Origin of the sequence: Paenibacillus sp. 1001270B_150601_E10 (assembly GCF_015558675.1) — a bacterium.
Lineage (GTDB): Bacteria > Bacillota > Bacilli > Paenibacillales > Paenibacillaceae > Paenibacillus_B.
On the sequence record NZ_JADMOL010000004.1, the window covers coordinates 391,198 to 409,541 of the forward strand.

General features: G+C 46.9%; 16 protein-coding genes. 12 read left to right on the forward strand and 4 right to left on the reverse strand.

The window, feature by feature from the left end:
- Window positions 1–138: 138 nt before the first annotated feature.
- A complete protein-coding gene (locus I2H74_RS12975) occupies window positions 139–1,488 on the reverse strand; it encodes a lytic polysaccharide monooxygenase (protein ID WP_195574377.1) in 1,350 nt (449 codons plus the stop codon).
- A gap of 858 nt (window positions 1,489–2,346) precedes the next feature.
- Complete coding sequence (locus I2H74_RS12980) at window positions 2,347–2,790, reverse strand: hypothetical protein (protein WP_195574378.1); 444 nt, start codon at window positions 2,788–2,790, stop codon at window positions 2,347–2,349.
- Window positions 2,791–3,034: 244 nt separating this feature from the next.
- On the opposite strand from I2H74_RS12980, the gene I2H74_RS12985 reads away from it, so the two are divergent.
- Entirely contained in the window at window positions 3,035–3,610 is a 576-nt protein-coding gene (locus tag I2H74_RS12985) for a TetR/AcrR family transcriptional regulator (protein WP_195574379.1), read from the forward strand.
- 25 nt (window positions 3,611–3,635) lie between these two features.
- Window positions 3,636–6,293 carry a cation-translocating P-type ATPase gene (locus I2H74_RS12990; RefSeq protein ID WP_195574380.1) on the forward strand — a complete coding sequence of 886 codons (2,658 nt, stop codon included), beginning with the start codon at window positions 3,636–3,638 and terminating at the stop codon, window positions 6,291–6,293.
- 236 nt (window positions 6,294–6,529) lie between these two features.
- On the opposite strand, the gene I2H74_RS24625 is transcribed toward I2H74_RS12990, so the two are convergent.
- On the reverse strand, window positions 6,530–6,634 hold the full coding sequence (locus I2H74_RS24625; RefSeq protein ID WP_229106618.1) for a DUF6254 family protein: 105 nt from the start codon (window positions 6,632–6,634) through the stop codon (window positions 6,530–6,532).
- Window positions 6,635–6,902: 268 nt separating this feature from the next.
- Between I2H74_RS24625 and mgrA the strand changes: the two genes are divergently transcribed.
- The 5 genes from mgrA to I2H74_RS13015 all read left to right on the forward strand — a co-directional run bounded on the left by mgrA (window position 6,903) and on the right by I2H74_RS13015 (window position 10,784).
- On the forward strand, window positions 6,903–7,898 hold the full coding sequence (gene mgrA, locus I2H74_RS13000) for an L-glyceraldehyde 3-phosphate reductase (protein ID WP_195574454.1): 996 nt from the start codon (window positions 6,903–6,905) through the stop codon (window positions 7,896–7,898).
- A 203-nt stretch (window positions 7,899–8,101) separates the two neighbouring features.
- Complete coding sequence (locus tag I2H74_RS13005; RefSeq protein WP_195574382.1) at window positions 8,102–9,271, forward strand: MalY/PatB family protein; 1,170 nt, start codon at window positions 8,102–8,104, stop codon at window positions 9,269–9,271.
- A gap of 56 nt (window positions 9,272–9,327) precedes the next feature.
- Entirely contained in the window at window positions 9,328–9,459 is a 132-nt protein-coding gene (locus I2H74_RS25015) for a hypothetical protein (protein WP_267490735.1), read from the forward strand.
- Between the two features lie 190 nt (window positions 9,460–9,649).
- Window positions 9,650–10,171 carry a hypothetical protein gene (locus I2H74_RS13010; protein WP_195574383.1) on the forward strand — a complete coding sequence of 174 codons (522 nt, stop codon included), beginning with the start codon at window positions 9,650–9,652 and terminating at the stop codon, window positions 10,169–10,171.
- Between the two features lie 169 nt (window positions 10,172–10,340).
- A complete protein-coding gene (locus tag I2H74_RS13015) occupies window positions 10,341–10,784 on the forward strand; it encodes a DUF1992 domain-containing protein (protein ID WP_195574384.1) in 444 nt (147 codons plus the stop codon).
- Window positions 10,785–10,895: 111 nt separating this feature from the next.
- On the opposite strand, the gene I2H74_RS13020 is transcribed toward I2H74_RS13015, so the two are convergent.
- A complete protein-coding gene (locus I2H74_RS13020) occupies window positions 10,896–11,363 on the reverse strand; it encodes a hypothetical protein (RefSeq protein WP_195574385.1) in 468 nt (155 codons plus the stop codon).
- Between the two features lie 560 nt (window positions 11,364–11,923).
- On the opposite strand from I2H74_RS13020, the gene I2H74_RS13025 reads away from it, so the two are divergent.
- The 5 genes from I2H74_RS13025 (at window position 11,924) to nrdD (ending at window position 18,330) form a co-directional block, all read left to right on the forward strand.
- Window positions 11,924–13,387, forward strand: coding sequence for a lytic polysaccharide monooxygenase (locus I2H74_RS13025; protein ID WP_229106619.1), 1,464 nt, complete (start codon window positions 11,924–11,926; stop codon window positions 13,385–13,387).
- Window positions 13,388–13,767: 380 nt separating this feature from the next.
- Window positions 13,768–14,337 (forward strand): NADAR family protein, encoded by a 570-nt coding sequence (locus I2H74_RS13030; protein ID WP_195574386.1) that lies wholly within the window; start codon window positions 13,768–13,770, stop codon window positions 14,335–14,337.
- 126 nt (window positions 14,338–14,463) lie between these two features.
- On the forward strand, window positions 14,464–14,961 hold the full coding sequence (locus I2H74_RS13035) for a mismatch-specific DNA-glycosylase (RefSeq protein WP_195574387.1): 498 nt from the start codon (window positions 14,464–14,466) through the stop codon (window positions 14,959–14,961).
- A gap of 77 nt (window positions 14,962–15,038) precedes the next feature.
- Window positions 15,039–15,713: a tetratricopeptide repeat protein gene (locus I2H74_RS13040; protein WP_195574388.1), complete on the forward strand. Its 675-nt coding sequence runs from the start codon at window positions 15,039–15,041 to the stop codon at window positions 15,711–15,713.
- Between the two features lie 502 nt (window positions 15,714–16,215).
- Complete coding sequence (gene nrdD / locus I2H74_RS13045; RefSeq protein WP_229106620.1) at window positions 16,216–18,330, forward strand: anaerobic ribonucleoside-triphosphate reductase; 2,115 nt, start codon at window positions 16,216–16,218, stop codon at window positions 18,328–18,330.
- Window positions 18,331–18,344: the final 14 nt, after the last annotated feature.

Consider the following 18,344-nt stretch of genomic DNA (forward strand, 5'->3'; position numbering starts at 1 on the left):
ATATGACAGTTGTTAAGAAAAGTCTTTATCTCCTCTCACAAGAAGAAGCCTCCAAGCTGACAAGAATCTGAACCACATGATTCCGTGTCAAGCCGGAGGCTTCATTTGTCATTTCCTACAAAGGCGGTTAAGACGCTGTTACTTTAGGAGCCAAAGAGCTGGTGTCGTAGCAGGTTCCCAGCCTACAAGCGACGTATGCGCCTGGCGGCACTCATACGTGTTGCCGTTATAAGTGACCTTTGTTCCAGCAGCATAGGATACGCCTGGTGCCCAAGCAGCAATAGCAGGAGGAGCAGCCGTTGTCGCATTCACAGCGCTGCTTGCTGCGGACACATTGCCAGCGGCGTCAACTGCTTTAACCGTGAACGTATAGGAAGTGCTGGCTGTAAGTCCTGTTACATTGTATTCCAGCGTGCTTCCAGATACCGTTGCAACAAGCGTGCTGCCGCGGAAGATCTGATAGCCAGTAACCCCAACGTTGTCAGTGGATGCGCTCCACATCAGGTTCACGCTAGTGGAAGTAGGCGTGCCCATGACATGAAGACCTGTAGGAGCAGAAGGCGCCTCCGTATCCACGACAGGAACAGGTGTATTGACGACAACTGCATTGCTGTTAGGAGATGTGTTGCCTGCTGCATCAACAGCACGAACCGTAAAGGTATAAGAAGTATTACCGGTTAAACCTGTAGCCGTATAATTAAGCGTCGATCCGCTAACGGAAGCGATTTCTGTGCCATTTCTGTACACCTTGTAGCCTGTTACCCCGACATTGTCCGTTGCAGCGTTCCATGAGAGAGCTGCTGTTGTAGACGTGACGTTGGAGCTTGCAAGACCTGTAGGAGCTGTTGGTGCTTGGTTATCAACAGGATTGCTGCCTCCGAAGTTAACATCAATCACATTGTAGAAGGCATTTGCGGTATCCGCGATTTCCCATACAGCAAGAATGACATGGTAGCCAGTACGAGCAGGAACGTTACAGTTGTCAGAATACGAGAATGGAGGACGTTTTCCGTTGTAGTCGACGGAACAGAATGGAGTAAGATCGAAGGAGTCGCGAGTCAATGCTGCATTAGGATTCCAATTCGGCTTCGTAATATAGTACTTCCAGCTAGTTGTTGCATGAGCGGCAGTCAGTGTCCAGTGGAATGTAATCGGTCCGCTTGAAATGTTTACTTTGGACCAGCGAGTAGCGGATTGCTCATCAAGCTTAGGGAAAATACCGCCTGCACTTGCAATTTTGCCGTCTGCAGGACCGGCTTGCGGGAATCCTTTTGGAGCTTCCAAGCTTTGCGGTTCGTAAATAATCGCGCCGCAATCAGAGTTGGCGCCTGTTTTACACAAATAAGCGCGGCTTCCAGGGGAGTCAATATAGCCATGGGCAAGTGCTTTGTCGGCGAACAAGAACATACAGAACATTGTGATGAGCGTTACGCCACTTGCTAAGAGCAGCTTGGTCAACCAAGGATGTTGCAAACGCAGTTCATACATAATCACAGCCTCCTTTGATTTTGGGAATCGGGTTCCCGGCTTCAAACATGACTAGCAGAGATCCAAAAGTCAGGCAAGCTCCTTTCCTCGAGAGAAATGAACAGTAAATAAGATTTACTGCTTCGAGAGACTAACTCTACCCTACGCTCCTTTCTATAAGATATTTATATAAACTCATAAAGAGCTTATATACGAAAAAGGAAGACGACAACATACAGAAGGTATCGCAGGTGGTGAGTTGAGAACTTAGGCGGCTTTTGCGTGCTAGCTCTTGTAGAGGACGTTGAGGAGAGATGAAAGAGTATTGAACTTGACTCTATCATATATGAAAATGTGAAAGTTATGTGAACGAAATATTTTTTCGCACATTGCGCGGATAATAGTTTTGCTTTATTAGAGCGTTTATCATTTCTTACTACGAGTCACGGATAAGCGCTTTTCTTTGATGAGTAAGGTAAAGGCTTTAATTTTTGTGAAGAAGGGAAGCACTAACCTCAATAATCTAACTCCCATCCAACATGCCTCCAAATCAAGATATCATTCCTTTTTAGAAACGACATGTACACATCATTCCTCATCAAAAATAGTTCATGGCTCATAAAGAGTATGCAGCTAAGGAAGGGACGATTACCTAGGATTCACGATAGCTATTGCTTCGTCATTGTTCAAGTGCCTTTTGGAAATTGGAACGACGTTCCGTTCCGCCAAACTCAATATATGCAGCCCATGCTTGTCCTCATTCAATCGAACATCAAAAGAAAAACAAGCTAAGTGCTGGTTAGAGCACTTAGCTTTTTTCGATCATGATGGAGCAAAAAGGTGAGGGTCTGAACTTGTCAACTTGAGGGAGAGGGTCGCTTAATCGGAATAGGCTCTAGCCGCAAAGCTCTCTGGACCTATGCGAGTAAGCTTAGCATGCTTGCTGTGCTCTGGAGAGGAGACGAAGGCTTGATAAATGATAAAGTCTGTATTAGGCGGGAGATAGTCAACACCATTTGAGGAGATGGGAGCTCGATATACTGTATGGTTTCCTTTTGTGCTTGGTGCTGGGATGGATTGTTCCGTTTGAAATACAAGTACAGCATCTGCTCCTTCTCCGCGATATACGCTAATCAATACGGAAGCGGAGCGAACAAAGCTGTATTGCAGCGTATAGTTGAACTCAACGCGAAGGTTTGGACCTGCGCTGCTTGTGTCAAGACCAAGCGTAGCGAACATTTCGGGTGTGCTCGTAATTGGAATATCCAGTACACCTAATTCATTTTCAGCTTGTGATACCTGCTCATCCACTAATTTGGCCATAGGGGGATCATCCTCCTTTCTTAATAATGGCAGTATATGAACTTACAAGTAATTAGCCTGTATATCAGGCTATACGGGCGCAAAGTTACACGAATGCCCTAATTAGGTTGTGGAATAAAGTTGTGGAATAAATAGGAATCGTGTATGGATTGTAAATGTGATTCAGATCATAGTTCTCATGGGTACTTATTCGTAAACTAAAAATCAAGTAAGTACTTGCTTGATTAAAGAGAGGAGGATGAGCATGAAACTGACAACGAGGGACAAAATAATGTCAGCTGCTCTTGAACATATGGCGCTTCACGGTTTTAAGGGAACGACTACGAAGTGCATTGCCAAACAGGCTTCAGTGAATGAAGCAACCATATTTAAGCATTTTAAGGGGAAAGATGAACTGATTCATGAGGCGCTTGAACAGCAGATGAACCTGGTCAAGACAGAGGTCGATACCTTTTTTCACACCGATCATGAGAATATTCAGGAGCTGCTGTTAGCGAAGATTGATTTCATTAATCATATTTACGAAAGCCATAAAGACTTTTTCTTAGTGACCATTAAAGAACAAGGCAGCAAAGAGCTCGAATTCATGTATCCGTCGATATTCGAATATATCACGGAGGAGTTGGAGAAAGAGCTTGCAAAGATGGCGGATGACTCGATCTCAGAGGAAGAGCTTCAGGCCATCGCGATGATTGCGAACAGCGTGCTTCTGACCATCATTTTGGAAAAAATGAAAGCCGAGTGCTACGGACATCCAATCCGATTGGATATTAAGAAGGAACTGCTCGTTGAGATGTTGATTCGACTTTGGGGACAATAGAAATCATTAAAGAGAGGTGCATTTGATGAAATGGATGGAGAGAACACTGGAGGATATCTTTAAGGCGCTTAAGACAAATAGAGAGAATGGCCTTAGCAGTAAGCAGGCGGCAGAGGTGCTGCAGCAGAAGGGTTACAATGAGTTCGAAGAAGAGAAAAAGGAGAGCATTGGAGCCAAGCTTCTGCATCAATTGTCTGAGGTAACAACCATCATCTTGTTGGCAGCCGCGTTGATTTCGACGTATCTTGCGATCACAGAAGGACACGGCTTTGCAGAACCGCTCGTCATCATCGCCATTGTAGCCTTGAACGCTGTGCTCGGAATAAGACAAGAGCTTAGTGCAGAGAAGGCGCTCGATGCGCTTAAAAATATGAATACGCCAGCGGCAAAGGTTGTGCGAGATGGAATTCTGCAGCCGATCACCTCGAAGGAGCTTGTACCTGGCGATATTATCGTGGTAGAGGCAGGAGATATGATACCTGCAGATGCCCGTCTTATAGAGAGTTCCAATCTGCTCGTTGAGGAGTCAGCCTTGACGGGTGAGAGTGTTCCATCCGAGAAAAATGCACAGGCAGAAGTAAAAGAGTCCGATCCGCTTGGAGATCGCGTCAATATGCTCTTCTCCGGCTGCTTGGTTACGAATGGCCGCGGCAGAGCGGTAGTCGTTGCAACAGGGATGGAGACAGAGATGGGGAAGATTGCCTCACTTCTCAACAACACGAAAAAATCAAAGACACCGCTTCAGCAGCGACTGATCGAGCTTGGCAAGAAGCTGAGCGTCGTAGCGGTCGTATCTGGTGCCATCATCTTTGGCATTGGTCTTCTCCATGGAGAGACGATGATGGAGATGCTGATGACGGCGGTATCCTTGGCTGTAGCAGCTGTTCCTGAGACCCTGCCGGTTATTGTAACCGTTACGCTGGCGTTTGGGATTCAAAACATGGTTCGCAAGAATGCGATCATCCGCCGCATTCCAGCGGTCGAGGCGTTAGGCAGCGCGTCTGTTATCTGCTCGGACAAGACGGGTACGCTGACGCAGAACCAGATGACAATTAAGCAGGTTTGGGCAGTGTCTCAAGAGCCGAAGGCAGAAACAGAAGTCTTTAATGATAAAGAAACAGAGCTCATCACCATGTTCAGTTTGGCGAGCAATGCATCGATCGAGCTTAATAATGGTGAAGAAACCATCATAGGGGATCCAACGGAGACCGCAATTATTCGCTTGCTTCAGCAAAAAGGATTTAAGAAGTCTGAGCTCGAGGCGCAGTATCCTCGCGTACATGAGCTTCCCTTCGATTCCTCACGCAAGCTGATGACGACGGTTCATCGCACAGAGGACGGATATCTCTCCATCACGAAGGGCGCCTTTGACCGCATTCCGCTAGACCCTCATGCATCTTGCACAAATGAGCATCAGGAGCGGGCAAATGAGGTGCACGACCAGTTTGCTGAGCAGGCACTGCGAGTTCTAGCTCTAGGCTACAAGCATTATGAGGAGCTTCCAGAGCAGCTGGATGCAGCGGAGCTGGAGCAGGGCCTTCGCTTTGCAGGATTGGTCGGGATGATCGATCCTCCGCGTCTGGAGAGCAAGGCTGCGGTACAGGCCGCAAAGGATGCGGGCATCAAGACGGTCATGATTACAGGTGACCATATGGCGACAGCATCAGCTATTGCACGCGAGATCGGCATTCTGGAAGAAGGGGACCTTGCCATCTCAGGTGCTGAGCTTGAGCGCATGTCTGATGAGGAGTTAAAGCAAAAGGTACGTCAAATCTCGGTATATGGCCGCGTCTCCCCCGAGGATAAGATCCGCATTGTTCAAGCGTGGCAGGCAAACGGCGAGGTTGTCGCCATGACAGGTGACGGCGTCAATGATGCCCCAGCCTTGAAAGCGGCGGATGTCGGTACGGCCATGGGCATCACCGGAACCGATGTTGCAAAGAGTGCTTCCGATATGGTGCTTACAGATGATAACTTTGCAACGATTGTAGATGCGGTAGCAGAAGGCAGACGTGTATACGAGAATATTCGCAAGACGCTTTACTTCTTGCTCAGCTGTAACTTTTCTGAGATTATGATCATGATTATTGCGGTAGCGCTCGGCTGGGGACTTCCGGTTATTGCGATACAGTTGCTCTTGATCAACGTTGTTGCGGATGGTATTCCGGGCTTCTGCTTGAGCCGTGAGGAGATGGAGCCGGATGCGATGCGGCAGAAGCCGATTCCTAAGAACGCAGGCATCTTCTCTAACGGATTAGGCAAGAAGATTGCATTCCAAGCTGCTTTGTACACCGTATTGACCTTGCTTGGCTTCTATGTAGGTAAGTTTGTTCATATCTCCGATAGCGTCATGGCTTCTCATGAAGTTGGACAAACGATGGCTTTTGTTATCCTGGGCTGGTCCTCAGTTGTTCATATCTTCAACGTTAGAAGCAACACGCAATCGATCTTTACGATTGGCTTTATGTCCAATCGCCCGTTGTTCTGGTGTGCAATGCTTTCCATCGGAATCGTGTTCGCCATTGCCATTATTCCGGTCTTCATGGAGATCTTCCAGTTGGTCTCCCTTAGCTTCACGCACTGGACAATTGTTACGATTCTTTCCATCGTACCGCTTATCGTGGTGGAGTTTGCAAAGCTTCGCACACGCCAGAAGCTAAGAGCAGAAGGCCAAATGAGCTAATCCAAGCGATGGGTTAAAAATTGATTAGACATGGCCGCTTCTCGAATACTGTTCTCGGGAGCGGTCTTGTTGCGTATAAGGTCATCTAAAGATATAGGGGCAAACAAGATAAAGATATCGTTAAGTGCAATCACGATGCATAAGGAATATTAGGATGAACACACTAACGTTATCCTTCTAAAAGGGAAGGGGAGAAGGCGCGAGGCCAGAACCTGCGCCAATCCTGAAATGCCGTGTTACTCCTCTGCGAGTTCTCGGAACGATTTCACTTTACCGTGAGGATGCGGAGTCTGCTTGCGGATTTTGTTTGCATTTTCACGACGATTTTTCGGAATAGACATGAGTCATTCCCCCTTTGGCATTTTGCTTCGGGCGCGTTTTAATTTGGCCATCAACCGCGCTTCGAAGTGGTTTTAGGATAGGCTATGATCGCTTCGCCTATCCGTGTATAAGTTTGGAGTTTCATTTTGAAATATCTATTCATTTTTTTGAGCATCGAAAGATGCTTTTTCATTTGGAATGCTATATAATGAACCCGTGTTCACGCGTCTATATGATGCGTAAACGGCATGAACCGATCATGCGCCCTTCACGAGAGGAGAGGATATGATGGAGTACATAGCGAACCCAAAGCGTTACGAGACGATGGTTTACAATCGTTGTGGACAATCGGGCTTGAAGCTTCCCGCCATTACGCTTGGTCTATGGCACAACTTTGGAGGTGTGGATCCATATGAGAATGGCCGCGCCATGGTGCACCGTGCGTTCGATCTAGGGATTACGCACTTCGATCTTGCGAATAACTATGGTCCTCCACCAGGATCAGCCGAAGAGATGTTTGGGAAGGTACTGGCAACTGATTTCCGGCCATATCGAGATCAGCTCGTGATCTCTACGAAGGCTGGATACTACATGTGGGAAGGTCCATATGGGGAATGGGGCTCGAAGAAGTATTTGGTCTCAAGCCTTGATCAAAGCTTGAAGCGCATGGGCCTTGATTACGTCGATATTTTCTATCATCATCGTCCAGATCCAGAAACTCCGCTTGAAGAAACGATGGACGCACTTGCACATATTGTTCGTTCTGGAAAAGCACTCTATGTTGGGGTGTCCAATTATAATGCGGAACAAACCGCACAAGCTGCACAGATTCTTAAAAATATGGGCGTTCGCATGCTCATTCATCAACCTTCGTACTCGATGCTGAACCGTTGGGTGGAGCGAGATGGCCTGCTGGATGTGCTTGAGGAGCATGGCGCTGGATGTATTGCGTTTTCACCGTTGCAGCAGGGCTTGTTGACCGGCCGCTATTTGAACGGTATTCCTGAGGATTCAAGAGCACATAAAGTAACGGGATTCCTGCAGACGAAGGATGTAAATGAAGAAACGCTGCATAAGGTACGGCAGCTTTATACGATTGCCCAACGTCGAGGCCAGTCCTTATCTCAATTGGCACTTGCTTGGGTGCTGCGCAAAGGACGTGTTACATCTGCATTGATCGGGGCAAGTCGTGTCAGCCAAATCGAGGAGAATGTAAAGGCAATTGACAATCTCCGATTCGATGAAGAAGAGCTGCAGGAGATAGATCAGATTCTAAATGCTTAACTTTCAGAACCTGTGAAGCATCATTCAGATGCCCACAGGTTTTTTACATGATTTCATGGCTGCTTAACTGTCTTTGGTATTCGGATGGGTTTGCAGGAATATTACATTTGCACTAACGTTTTGTACTTTTTGGCAAAGTCCTTTTGGTTTACTATAATACAAGATGGAAGAAACTAAAACCTGATGAGAAATGGGGTTTATCAATGAGCATTTTGGAAAGACAGTTGGACCGAGCACAATTAGATGCAGAGAAAATGACGCCTCGTCAGGAAAGACAGCAAGGCTGCATTCCGATGTGGGTTGCAGATATGGATTTCCCTGCCGCTGAGCCGATTCGTGCTGCATTGCTAAAACGGATGGAGCAGCCGACCTATGGCTATACGGGCAAAACAAATCGTTATTATGATGCTGTTACCGGCTGGATGAAGCGTCGTCATGGCTGGGATACGAAGGCGGAATGGATCACAACAACGCCTGGTGTCGTTACGGCAATGGGTTTTGCTGTACGTTCGGTTATTCAGCCGGGAGAAAAGGTGGTGTATCAGCCTCCTGTCTATCCTCCATTCAAGCGCATGATTGAAAAGAACGGGGGCATTGCTGTTCCAAGCCCATTGAAGCTTCAGGATGGAGCATTCCATATGGACATGAAGGATCTTGAAGCGAAACTCAGTGATCCTGAGGTAAAGCTGTTCTTCTTATGCAATCCTCATAATCCTGTAGGGCGTGTATGGACGCGTCAGGAGCTGACTCAGATCGGCGAGCTTTGCCTCAAGCATGGCGTCACGATCTTCTCTGATGATATTCATCACGATCTTGTTCTTAGCGGACATGCCTATACACCGATTGCATCACTATCACCCGCTATTTCCAATATTACGATTACCGCTACTTCGCCTTCAAAAACGTTTAGCATTCCTGGCTTTAAGATGGGGAACATCTTCATCGAATCAAAAGAGCTAAGAGGCAAATTCCGCACCATTGTGGAAAATACGGGCGTATCCGATCTAGATATCGGCGCGATTGAGGCGACGATTGCAGCTTACAACGACAGCGAAGCCTGGTTTGACGAGGTACTGCAATATATTGAAGACAATAACAAGCTTGTCGACTCGTTTATTGCGGAGCGGCTTCCTGAACTAAAGACCTTTGCTTTGGAAGGCACCTATTTGAAGTGGATTGATTGCCGCTCCTTGAATATGGACGGAAGGGCTCTTGAGAGCTTTATGCTGGAGCAGGCTAAGATCTGGTTTAGTGAGGGCTACACCTTTGGAGAAGAAGGTGCGGGCTTTGAGCGCATGAACCTAGGAACCCAGCGTAACAATGTCGAAGAAACCTTGGCGCGTTTGGAACAAGCTCTCCAAGCGAGAGCGTAATTGGCTGCATGACCTGACTCTATCCCGGGCAAGTTATACTCGGGAGGTGAAGTCTTATGGCAGGCCGTAACAATCGTCCGAAGAACCGTGGACCGGCAAGCTCTCCATCCAGCCTTGAGCAGTTTGGAGACAATGCTTCTCCAAGTCCTAGAGGAAAGGCTCATCGACAAGCAAACGATCGAGCATAAGGTTGAATCTAGCAATCTAATTCTATCCTTCTATAACTGAATCATGGCCTTTTATCCAAGGGAAGCGGTGCATGCCGCTTCTTTCTTTTGTGCCTTTGTTGATGGGGGCGAGGATGAAGTATAATGAAAGAATAGAAGAGACGAGCGTCTTTCGTCATTCCCTATTCAACATATAGACAAGGAGAGCATCATGAAGAAATGGTTTTGGATCGCCTTTATCCTTATTATCGCAGGTATCGGTATTTTCTTGTATGCAACTACGCCTGAGAAGTATACGATCAACGATTCCATGACTGATATTGAGGCGGTAATGGAAGAACGTCTTGAAACTCCGATTGAGATTCGAGAGCATGTGAAGAGCGGTGATCGTTTGTTTGTATTATTCGAAACGGACAAGACGCTTGGCATGGGTGAATTTAGCCAGGGGAAAAACGGAAAGTATGCAGTAGAAGTTATAGGGCACGGCAGCAAGCCAATCCGACAATCGATTATTGAGACGAATGAAGGACTATACTTAATGATCGCAGGCAAAAATGAGAACAAGCTTGCGCGAATGGATGCGAAGATTGAGCATCTTAATTACGATATTTCGATTGATGCCAATAAGCCGTATTTTCTAACGCTAACTCCGATCAATGGCACGCAGCGTGCAGAAGCAACGAGCTTAAGCTTCTATGACGAGAACGGCAAAGCGATCGATTTGAAGTATTAAGCAAGATAATGTATACAGATGAACACTAGAGCACTCTAGAAGAGGGTGTTCTTTTTGTTATTTCAATTTTGAATCATCGTCATAAAAATTACATGAATGCGCAACGCTTCGCTTCCTTTTTTTGTATAAGATGATAGAGAGTCATAACTAGGGGAGGCGCTAATCGTATATGATATCTAATCGAGATAAGGAAACGAAAGCTGGCGATTCGTCGGATGCGCGCACCGAGGCTTCCAAGCAAACCTATTATAGTGCGAGACATCACGAAAAGGCCATGGATAGCATTGTCGATGAATTTGCCAAAAAGGGTGGGTTCGATGATCTTCCGGGGAAGGGTAAGCCGCTAAAGCTTCAGGAGGGAGACGTCCTGGGCCACGTCATGAAGGAAGCCAATGTATTGCCTCCTTGGCTAGAGCTTCGAAAAGAAATCGTCAATGAAATGAGTCTGCTGCTTGCAAGGCAGCGAGAGGTGGGAGCTTCTATACATGAGCAGGAATTGGATGCGTTAAATGAGAAGATTCGCAAATTCAATCGGCATGTTCCAAGCTCGCTTTTGCAGAAGGGGCTGGTGTCAGCTTCAAACCTAGAACAGCAGTATGAGAAATGGCTATAGGAATAGGAATGAGGCTTTCTATTGGACCGACGGAATTTATGGGCTATGTAAAAACAAACCGCACTAGCTCTTATAGGCTAGTGCGGATACGGTAAGGAGACGAAGAAAAGATTAGCGGCGACCGCTGCGCTTCTTGCTTGTTTTCGCTTGCACTTTGCCGCGGCTTTTTGTTTTTGCACGAGCTTTGCCCTTGCCGCGTACGCCACAGCCACAATCTACATCTGTTTCGCTATAAACACAGACATGCTTTGGCACCGGAACGGTATGATGCTGATTGACGATATTAACCGGATGCACGATCGGCTGAGTGGCTGTGTGATAGAAGTTCTTGTAGACGGTTTGTGCAGGAGCAACAATTGGGTTAAGCTGGTCCGGCATGCCTGTTGCAGCGGGGCTCACCATGCTTGGCGCCATGTTAGGACCCATATTGCCTCCCATGCTGTAAGGGCTGATTGCGCTTGGGCCCATGTTGGCACCGCCTTTAGAAGCAGGGCTCACGCTTGATGGATACATTGCATTGCTTCCCATTGCCCCCATGCTACCCATGGATGTATTTGGCATATTGGAATTACGCTTCATGAATCACAACTCCTTTATTCGGGATTACTATACAGTACGCATCCTGCTCCTTGGCTGCTTGTTTATTAGTCTACTTTTCTTTCAAATATGGGATAATGCTCATGAAGCATACTAGAGTGCATTGGAGACAATTGAGATTCATAGAAGTGTCAAGAAATTGGCCTAGTTCCAAATATTCAAATTTCGATTTGTTCTTTTAGGATAAAAGAATTAAATCGCTTTAACTAAACAGGAAAAGATGTTCATATGAGCAAATAGGGACATAGAACTGCATCATCTATATTTTATCGGAATTGTCGAATAAATAACGAAAAATATCAGAAAATGCTGATCGTTTGTATGTCTTGGGTCATATGTTACATCGTTTAGCTTTAAACGTTTTATAAATGAATATATGAACATGCATGATAGATGTTTAGGTATCTTGCACCTTATCAGATTCTCTCAATATTCATTATGATGGAAAAAACTCCTACTCTTTCCCCTTACTGCAGAAGGAGAGGAAGAGGAGTTTAGGCGTCATATACGCTATATATGTTATAGGGAGGAAACGATAACAAATGAAATGGCGAGCACCTAACATGAAATGGCTGCAATCGACCAAGACGCTGGTTGCTTTTGGCGTCATGGCACTCGGAGCAGCGGGTACCCTGGCATTCGCGGATACCGCATCCGCACACGGCTACATAGAAGCGCCTGCAAGCCGTGCATATCTATGCAAATTGCAGCAAAATACAGGCTGTGGAGCAGTTCAGTATGAGCCGCAAAGCGTAGAGACAAAAGGCAACTTCCCAGATGCTGGTCCAGCAGACGGCAAGCTTGCAAGTGGCGGCATCTTCCTAGAGCTTGACGAGCAAACGCCTACTCGCTGGAAGAAAGTTGATATGAACACCGGCAAAAATACGTTTACTTGGTATTTGACTGCGCCACACAGCACGAAAGAATGGAAGTACTATATTACGAAAAAAGATTGGGATCCAAATCAGCCGCTGAAGCGCTCTGATCTTGAGCTGATCGCGAAGTTTGAAGATGGCGGCAAGAAGCCAGCCAACCGCACATCCCATGACATTACAATCCCAGCTGACCGTACGGGCTATCATGTACTGCTTGGCGTATGGGAAATTGCTGATACTGGCAATGCCTTCTATCAAGTTGTAGACCTTAACCTCCGCAATGGTGGACAAGTTCAGCCACCTTCTGTACCGACTCAACTCCTTTCTCCATCCCAAACGGATAAGAGCATTACCCTAAGCTGGTTGCCTTCTTCCGCATCCCAAGGAATCAAGCATTATGAAATCAACCGCAATGGAAGCAAGGTAGGCACTTCGACGACTCCTACGTACACAGACAATGGCCTTCTGCCATCTACTGCGTATACGTACACGGTTGTTGCTGTAGATCAAGCAGGCAATCGTTCTCAAGCAAGTGCACCGCTTAGCGTGTCAACGAAGGCAACTGTAGCGGACAATGAAGCGCCATCTGTGCCGACAGATGTAGTAGGCCATCCGATGGAGAAGAGCATTCATTTAATGTGGAAAGCATCCACCGACAATGTTGGTGTTGTGAAATATGATATTTACCGTAACAATCAGCTCGTAGGTTCTTCCGCTACGAACTCCTATATGGATGAAGGTCTGACTCCTGCAACAAGCTACAGCTATACCATTGTAGCAGTGGATGGAGCAGGCAATCGTTCCGCGAAAAGCAGCGCAGTGAGCGTAAAGACGAAGGAAGAAGAGGCGCCAAGCGAATATCCAGCTTGGGATAGCAGCAAAGTGTACACATTGGGCAATCGTGTTGTATACGGCGGCTTGGTTTATGAAGCAAAATGGTGGACACAGGGCAACCAGCCAAACAAGTCTGATGCTTGGAAGCTTGTAAGCGAAGTAACGTTAGATTGGACTAGCGACAGCGTCTACGTTAGCGGCGATGTCGTTACCTTTGAAGGGAAGAAGTATCAAGCGAAGTGGTGGACAAAAGGCGAGCAGCCTGGCGTGTCCAGCGTATGGATGCTTGTTTCTTAATTGAATCTCATGTTTGACGATTAAACCCCTAATCTTTTAGAAGCCCAGTGCCGTTTGGCGCTGGGCTTCCTTGTGCAGGAACGAGACTATATTAAGTGTGTAGAGTCCGTTACATGTGTTTCAGTGGAGTCAGCCTCATATGCTGCAAGCAGTGAGACCCTAGTTTGAGTTCTTCATGAGAAGCTATAGACAAAACATATATATTTTAATTTGGTATGTAGGGATATAGCTTATGGGCTTACAATAATAGAATAGAGACCTGAATTTACCGCAATTTTGAGGTGGTTTTACCTTGTAATAGCGCCTTGAACAGTGATCTCGGAGTTGTTTATGCATTACCACACAAGTTAATCAAGCTCATAGAATGGAGGACATAGTTCATGGCAATCATACAAAACATTGAAATGCTGATCCAAGAAGCGCAGCGCTCCAAGGTAAAGTATCTATTCTTCTGGGGACACACTCCCAAAGATCATACGATAGTCGATAAAGCCTGCTTCAGCCAATGGTATCCTGCTGCTTTTATAGAAGATAACATTACTTATCACACGGCAGAGCATTATATGATGGCAAAGAAGGCCGAGTTATTTCAGGATATCGCTATCCGCGATCAGATCGTAGAGCAATCCCATCCGAATCAAGCGAAGGCATTGGGACGCAAGGTGCGCTATTTTGATGAAAAAGTATGGGATGAGCATAAGTTTGCTATTGTTCAGCAAGGTAACCTGTTAAAGTTCAGTCAACATGCCCCGCTGATGGAGTATCTTCTTCAGACAGGAGATCGTATTCTCGTAGAAGCAAGTCCGTATGATAAAGTGTGGGGGATCGGGATGGCTCAGGATCATCCTCATGCGGAACAGCCCGCTCGTTGGCGTGGGGAGAATTTGTTAGGATTTGCATTGATGGCCGTAAGAGAGCAGTTGAGAAAGTCATCAATCTCATTGTTGTAGGAATAGGATAGAAGCTGCTGATTCTTAAATGACTCGGCAGCTTTTTATATGAGGCACACTATTTTTGATCCATATACGCATTGTGATAAAATTTAATTTAGCTTCACAGAAAGGGAGGCTGGAACGATGAACCCTATTCCAGATCATTTGGCGCCGAATCTTAACATTCTCTTTGTTGGCTACAACCCGAGTCTACGCTCTGGCGAGACAGGCCATCACTATGCCAACCCTAGAAATCGGTTCTGGACGATTCTGCATCGTGCAGATATCACACCTAGATTATTCCGTGCAGATGAAGATCAGGATTTGCTTGAATTGGGGTATGGCTTCACGAATATCGTAGCACGGCCAACTCGGACAGCAGCAGAGATCTCGGTAGCGGAATATGCGGAAGGAAGAGAGCTCTTGCGAGCCAAAGTGGAGAAGTATCGTCCTAAGGTGGTATGTTTCGTTGGAAAAGGCGTCTATGAAGCCTTTAGCGGCAAAAAGCAGGTGGAGTGGGGGTATCAAGCGGAGCCCATTGTTGAAGGGGTTCGAGCCTTTGTTGCACCATCCTCGAGCGGTCTCGTTCGGATGAAGCTGGAGGAGATTGTAGAAATTTTTAAAGGGATCCATGAAGCTTGATATGGAAGTGAAATCATTCTATTCCACAAAATAGAAATATGCTATGATAGTCGTAGTTTGCTGAGGGAGGGGAAAGTTTGGCGAAGTTTGCCTTGTTTAGTCTGCTGTGGTTCCTGCTCGGAAATCCATTTGTAGCGATTATTGTATTGCTCATTATTGCGTATGTATTGGATCGCCGCTTTATCGGGATATCCCCAAGTCTGATTCGGCCGATCAAGAGAAGACAGCGGATCGGGAAGCTGAAGCAGGAGCTTAGCATAAGCCCGCACAATCTGTCTGCAAAGCAGGAGCTTGGACACCTTCTTATCGAATCAAAGCGTTATCGGGAGGCGCGTGAGGTGCTGGAGCCGATTCGGGATCGGATGGACCAGTCGGCTGAGTATTTGGACGACCTTGGGACAGCCTATTTGCATACAGGAGATAGTTCCTTAGGGGAGGCCGCAATACGGGAAGCATTAGAGTTGAACCCGAGGGTGAAGTACGGCGAGCCTTATTTGCGACTGGCGGCTCTGTATTCTGCAGCCGACAAGACGAAGGCGCTGCATGAGTTGAATGAGTTGAAGCTGCTTAACTCCTCCTCCTGCGAGGTTTATTATCGCATGGGAATTCTTTATGCGCAGATGGACCGGAAGACCGAGGCAAAGGCAGCATGGCAGGAAGCCGTTCGGGTATACCAAGGGTTACCGAAGTATCTGCGCCGCAAGGAGCGGGGCTGGATGATCCGGAGCCGTTATAAGAGCATGGGATCATGACGATGAACATCTTAACGGACGGTTCTACCTGTAGAGAAAGGTGACAGCTGCAAGTGTAAAGCTGCCGGACAACAGGCATTTTGTATGTATGAACAGGTTTATAGGGTGCTTCAAGAGGTTCTTGAGCGTTTGGATACGCGCATTCCGGTGCGTTCAAGCGTGAAGGACCTCTTTTCTATGAGGAAAACAGCGCTCTTGATTAATAATCATTCTCCACAATTGATCATCAAAACGTAAAATTTGCTTAAAAATTTCACTAAAATCGTTATCCACATCACAGGCAGCGAAGGCCACTCAGCGTTATACTAATATGCCGGGAGTTTGGAGAGCCTGTCCATCTTTTCTATCTCAATTGATGGAGGGCATACAGGGTGAAGGACATATCTTTCAGCCGAAATCACCAGCTTCTCGGGGGAATGTCGGCAGAGCGTGCAGCATGCCTTGGATCGCGAGCCCGCTCGCAGCATGCTCAAGCACGTATAACATAAGCGAGGGTGAAACCATGCAGATTATAAAAAGAGATGGTCGAACAGCAGAATTCGATAATCAAAAGATTGTGAACGCCGTTAGCAAGGCGATGGTCGCAATCCGTATGGAGGACGATGGACAGCTTGCCCGTCATGTGGCAGATGCCGTCGAGCATAAGCTGCTTAAGCAGAAGGAAGCAACGGTTGAAGCGATTCAGGAGCTTGTGGAGCTTGAGCTGATGAAGTCGAAGAATAAGGAACTCGCGAAGGCTTATATTCGTTATCGCCATGAGCGGAATGAATTCAGACATAAGATTAACAGCATCGATAAGAAGATCAGCGAGCTTGTTCAAATGGACGAGACCGTGACGAACGAGAACGGCAACAAGGATGCGAATGTGTTCAACACGAAGCGGGATTTGCTTGCTGGTGTAGTCGCGAAGGATTATGCGCTTCGTAAAATGCTGCCCAAGCACATTGTGGATGCGCATGTGAGCGGAGATCTTCATTTTCATGACTTGGATTACTCGCCTTTCTTCTCCATGTACAACTGTATGCTGATAGATTTTAAAGGCATGCTGGAGAATGGCTTTACCATTGGCAACGCGGATGTAGAGACGCCGAAGTCAATCTCTACTGCGACGGCACTCGTCTCGCAGATCGTGGCGAATGTGTCCTCGAACATCTATGGGGGGACATCCTTCAATCGTGCGGACGAGGTGCTGGAGCCTTATGCGGAGAAGTCGTATATCAAGCATCTGACCGAGTCGAAGCTATGGATCGAGGATGATTCGAAGCAGGATGAATACGCCCGCAAGATGACCAAGAAAGAGATCTATGATTCCATGCAGGCATTGGAATATGAGATCAATACGCTATACAACTCGAATGGACAAACGCCATTTTTGACCATTAACTTCGGTCTTGGAACGTCTTGGTACTGCCGTGAGATTCAGAAGAGCATGATGCAGATACGCATCGATGGACTTGGTCGCGGCAAGAAGACGGCGGTATTCCCTAAGCTGGTGTTCACGCTGAAGCGAGGCGTTAACCTTGAGCCCCAGGATCCAAACTATGATATAAAGCAGTTGGCGCTCGAATGCGCAACGAAGCGCATGTACCCAGATATTTTGAGCTATGACAAGATTGTAGAGATCACAGGCGACTTTAAAGCACCTATGGGCTGCCGTTCTTTCCTGTCTTCCTACCAGGAGAATGGCGAATACATTACAGACGGACGCAACAATTTGGGCGTGGTGACGCTGAATCTGCCGCGTATCGCGATAGCATCTGGCGGAGATCAGGAGACGTTCTGGAAGCTTCTGCAGGATAAGCTCGAGCTCTCTCATGAGGCATTGGAGTACCGAATCTCGACACTCGAGAAGGCACATCCGCAGAATGCGCCGATTCTGTATCAGTATGGAGCAACCGGCAAACGTCTTGATGTCGATGATCGAGTGATGGATATCTTCGAAAATGGTCGTGCGACCGTATCTTTAGGCTATATTGGCCTTCATGAAGTTGTAACGGTATTTTTCGGCAACGACTGGCAGCAGAATCCAGAGGCGAAGGCGTTCAGCATCCAAGTGCTGTCCACGATGAAGGATGCCGTGAATGCTTGGAAGGATGAATCCGGCTTTGCCTACGGGTTGTACGGTACGCCATCCGAATCCTTGACAGACCGCTTCTGTCGTCTCGATAAAGCGAAGTTTGGCTCGATTGAACATATTACGGATAAAGATTATTATACGAACTCCTTCCATTACGATGTTCGGAAAAGTCCAGATCCATTTGAGAAAATTGATTTTGAGAAGGATTATCCGTTTTACTCGTCTGGCGGATTCATTCATTATGTTGAATTCCCGTCACTGATCAACAATCCGAAGGGGCTTGAAGCAGTATGGGATTATGCTTATGACCGTGTTGGATATTTCGGAACCAATACGCCGATTGACCGCTGCTATGAGTGCAGCTACGAAGGAGAGTTTGAATCGACGGAAATTGGTTTCCAATGCCCGAATTGCGGCAACAACAACCCTCAAACCTCTTCTTGCGTTAGACGACTATGCGGATATTTGGGTTCTGTCATTCAGCGTCCGGTGATCAAGGGGCGCCGCCTTGAAATTCAAAGCCGCAAGAAGCATATGTAAGCGGGGCTTTTAAG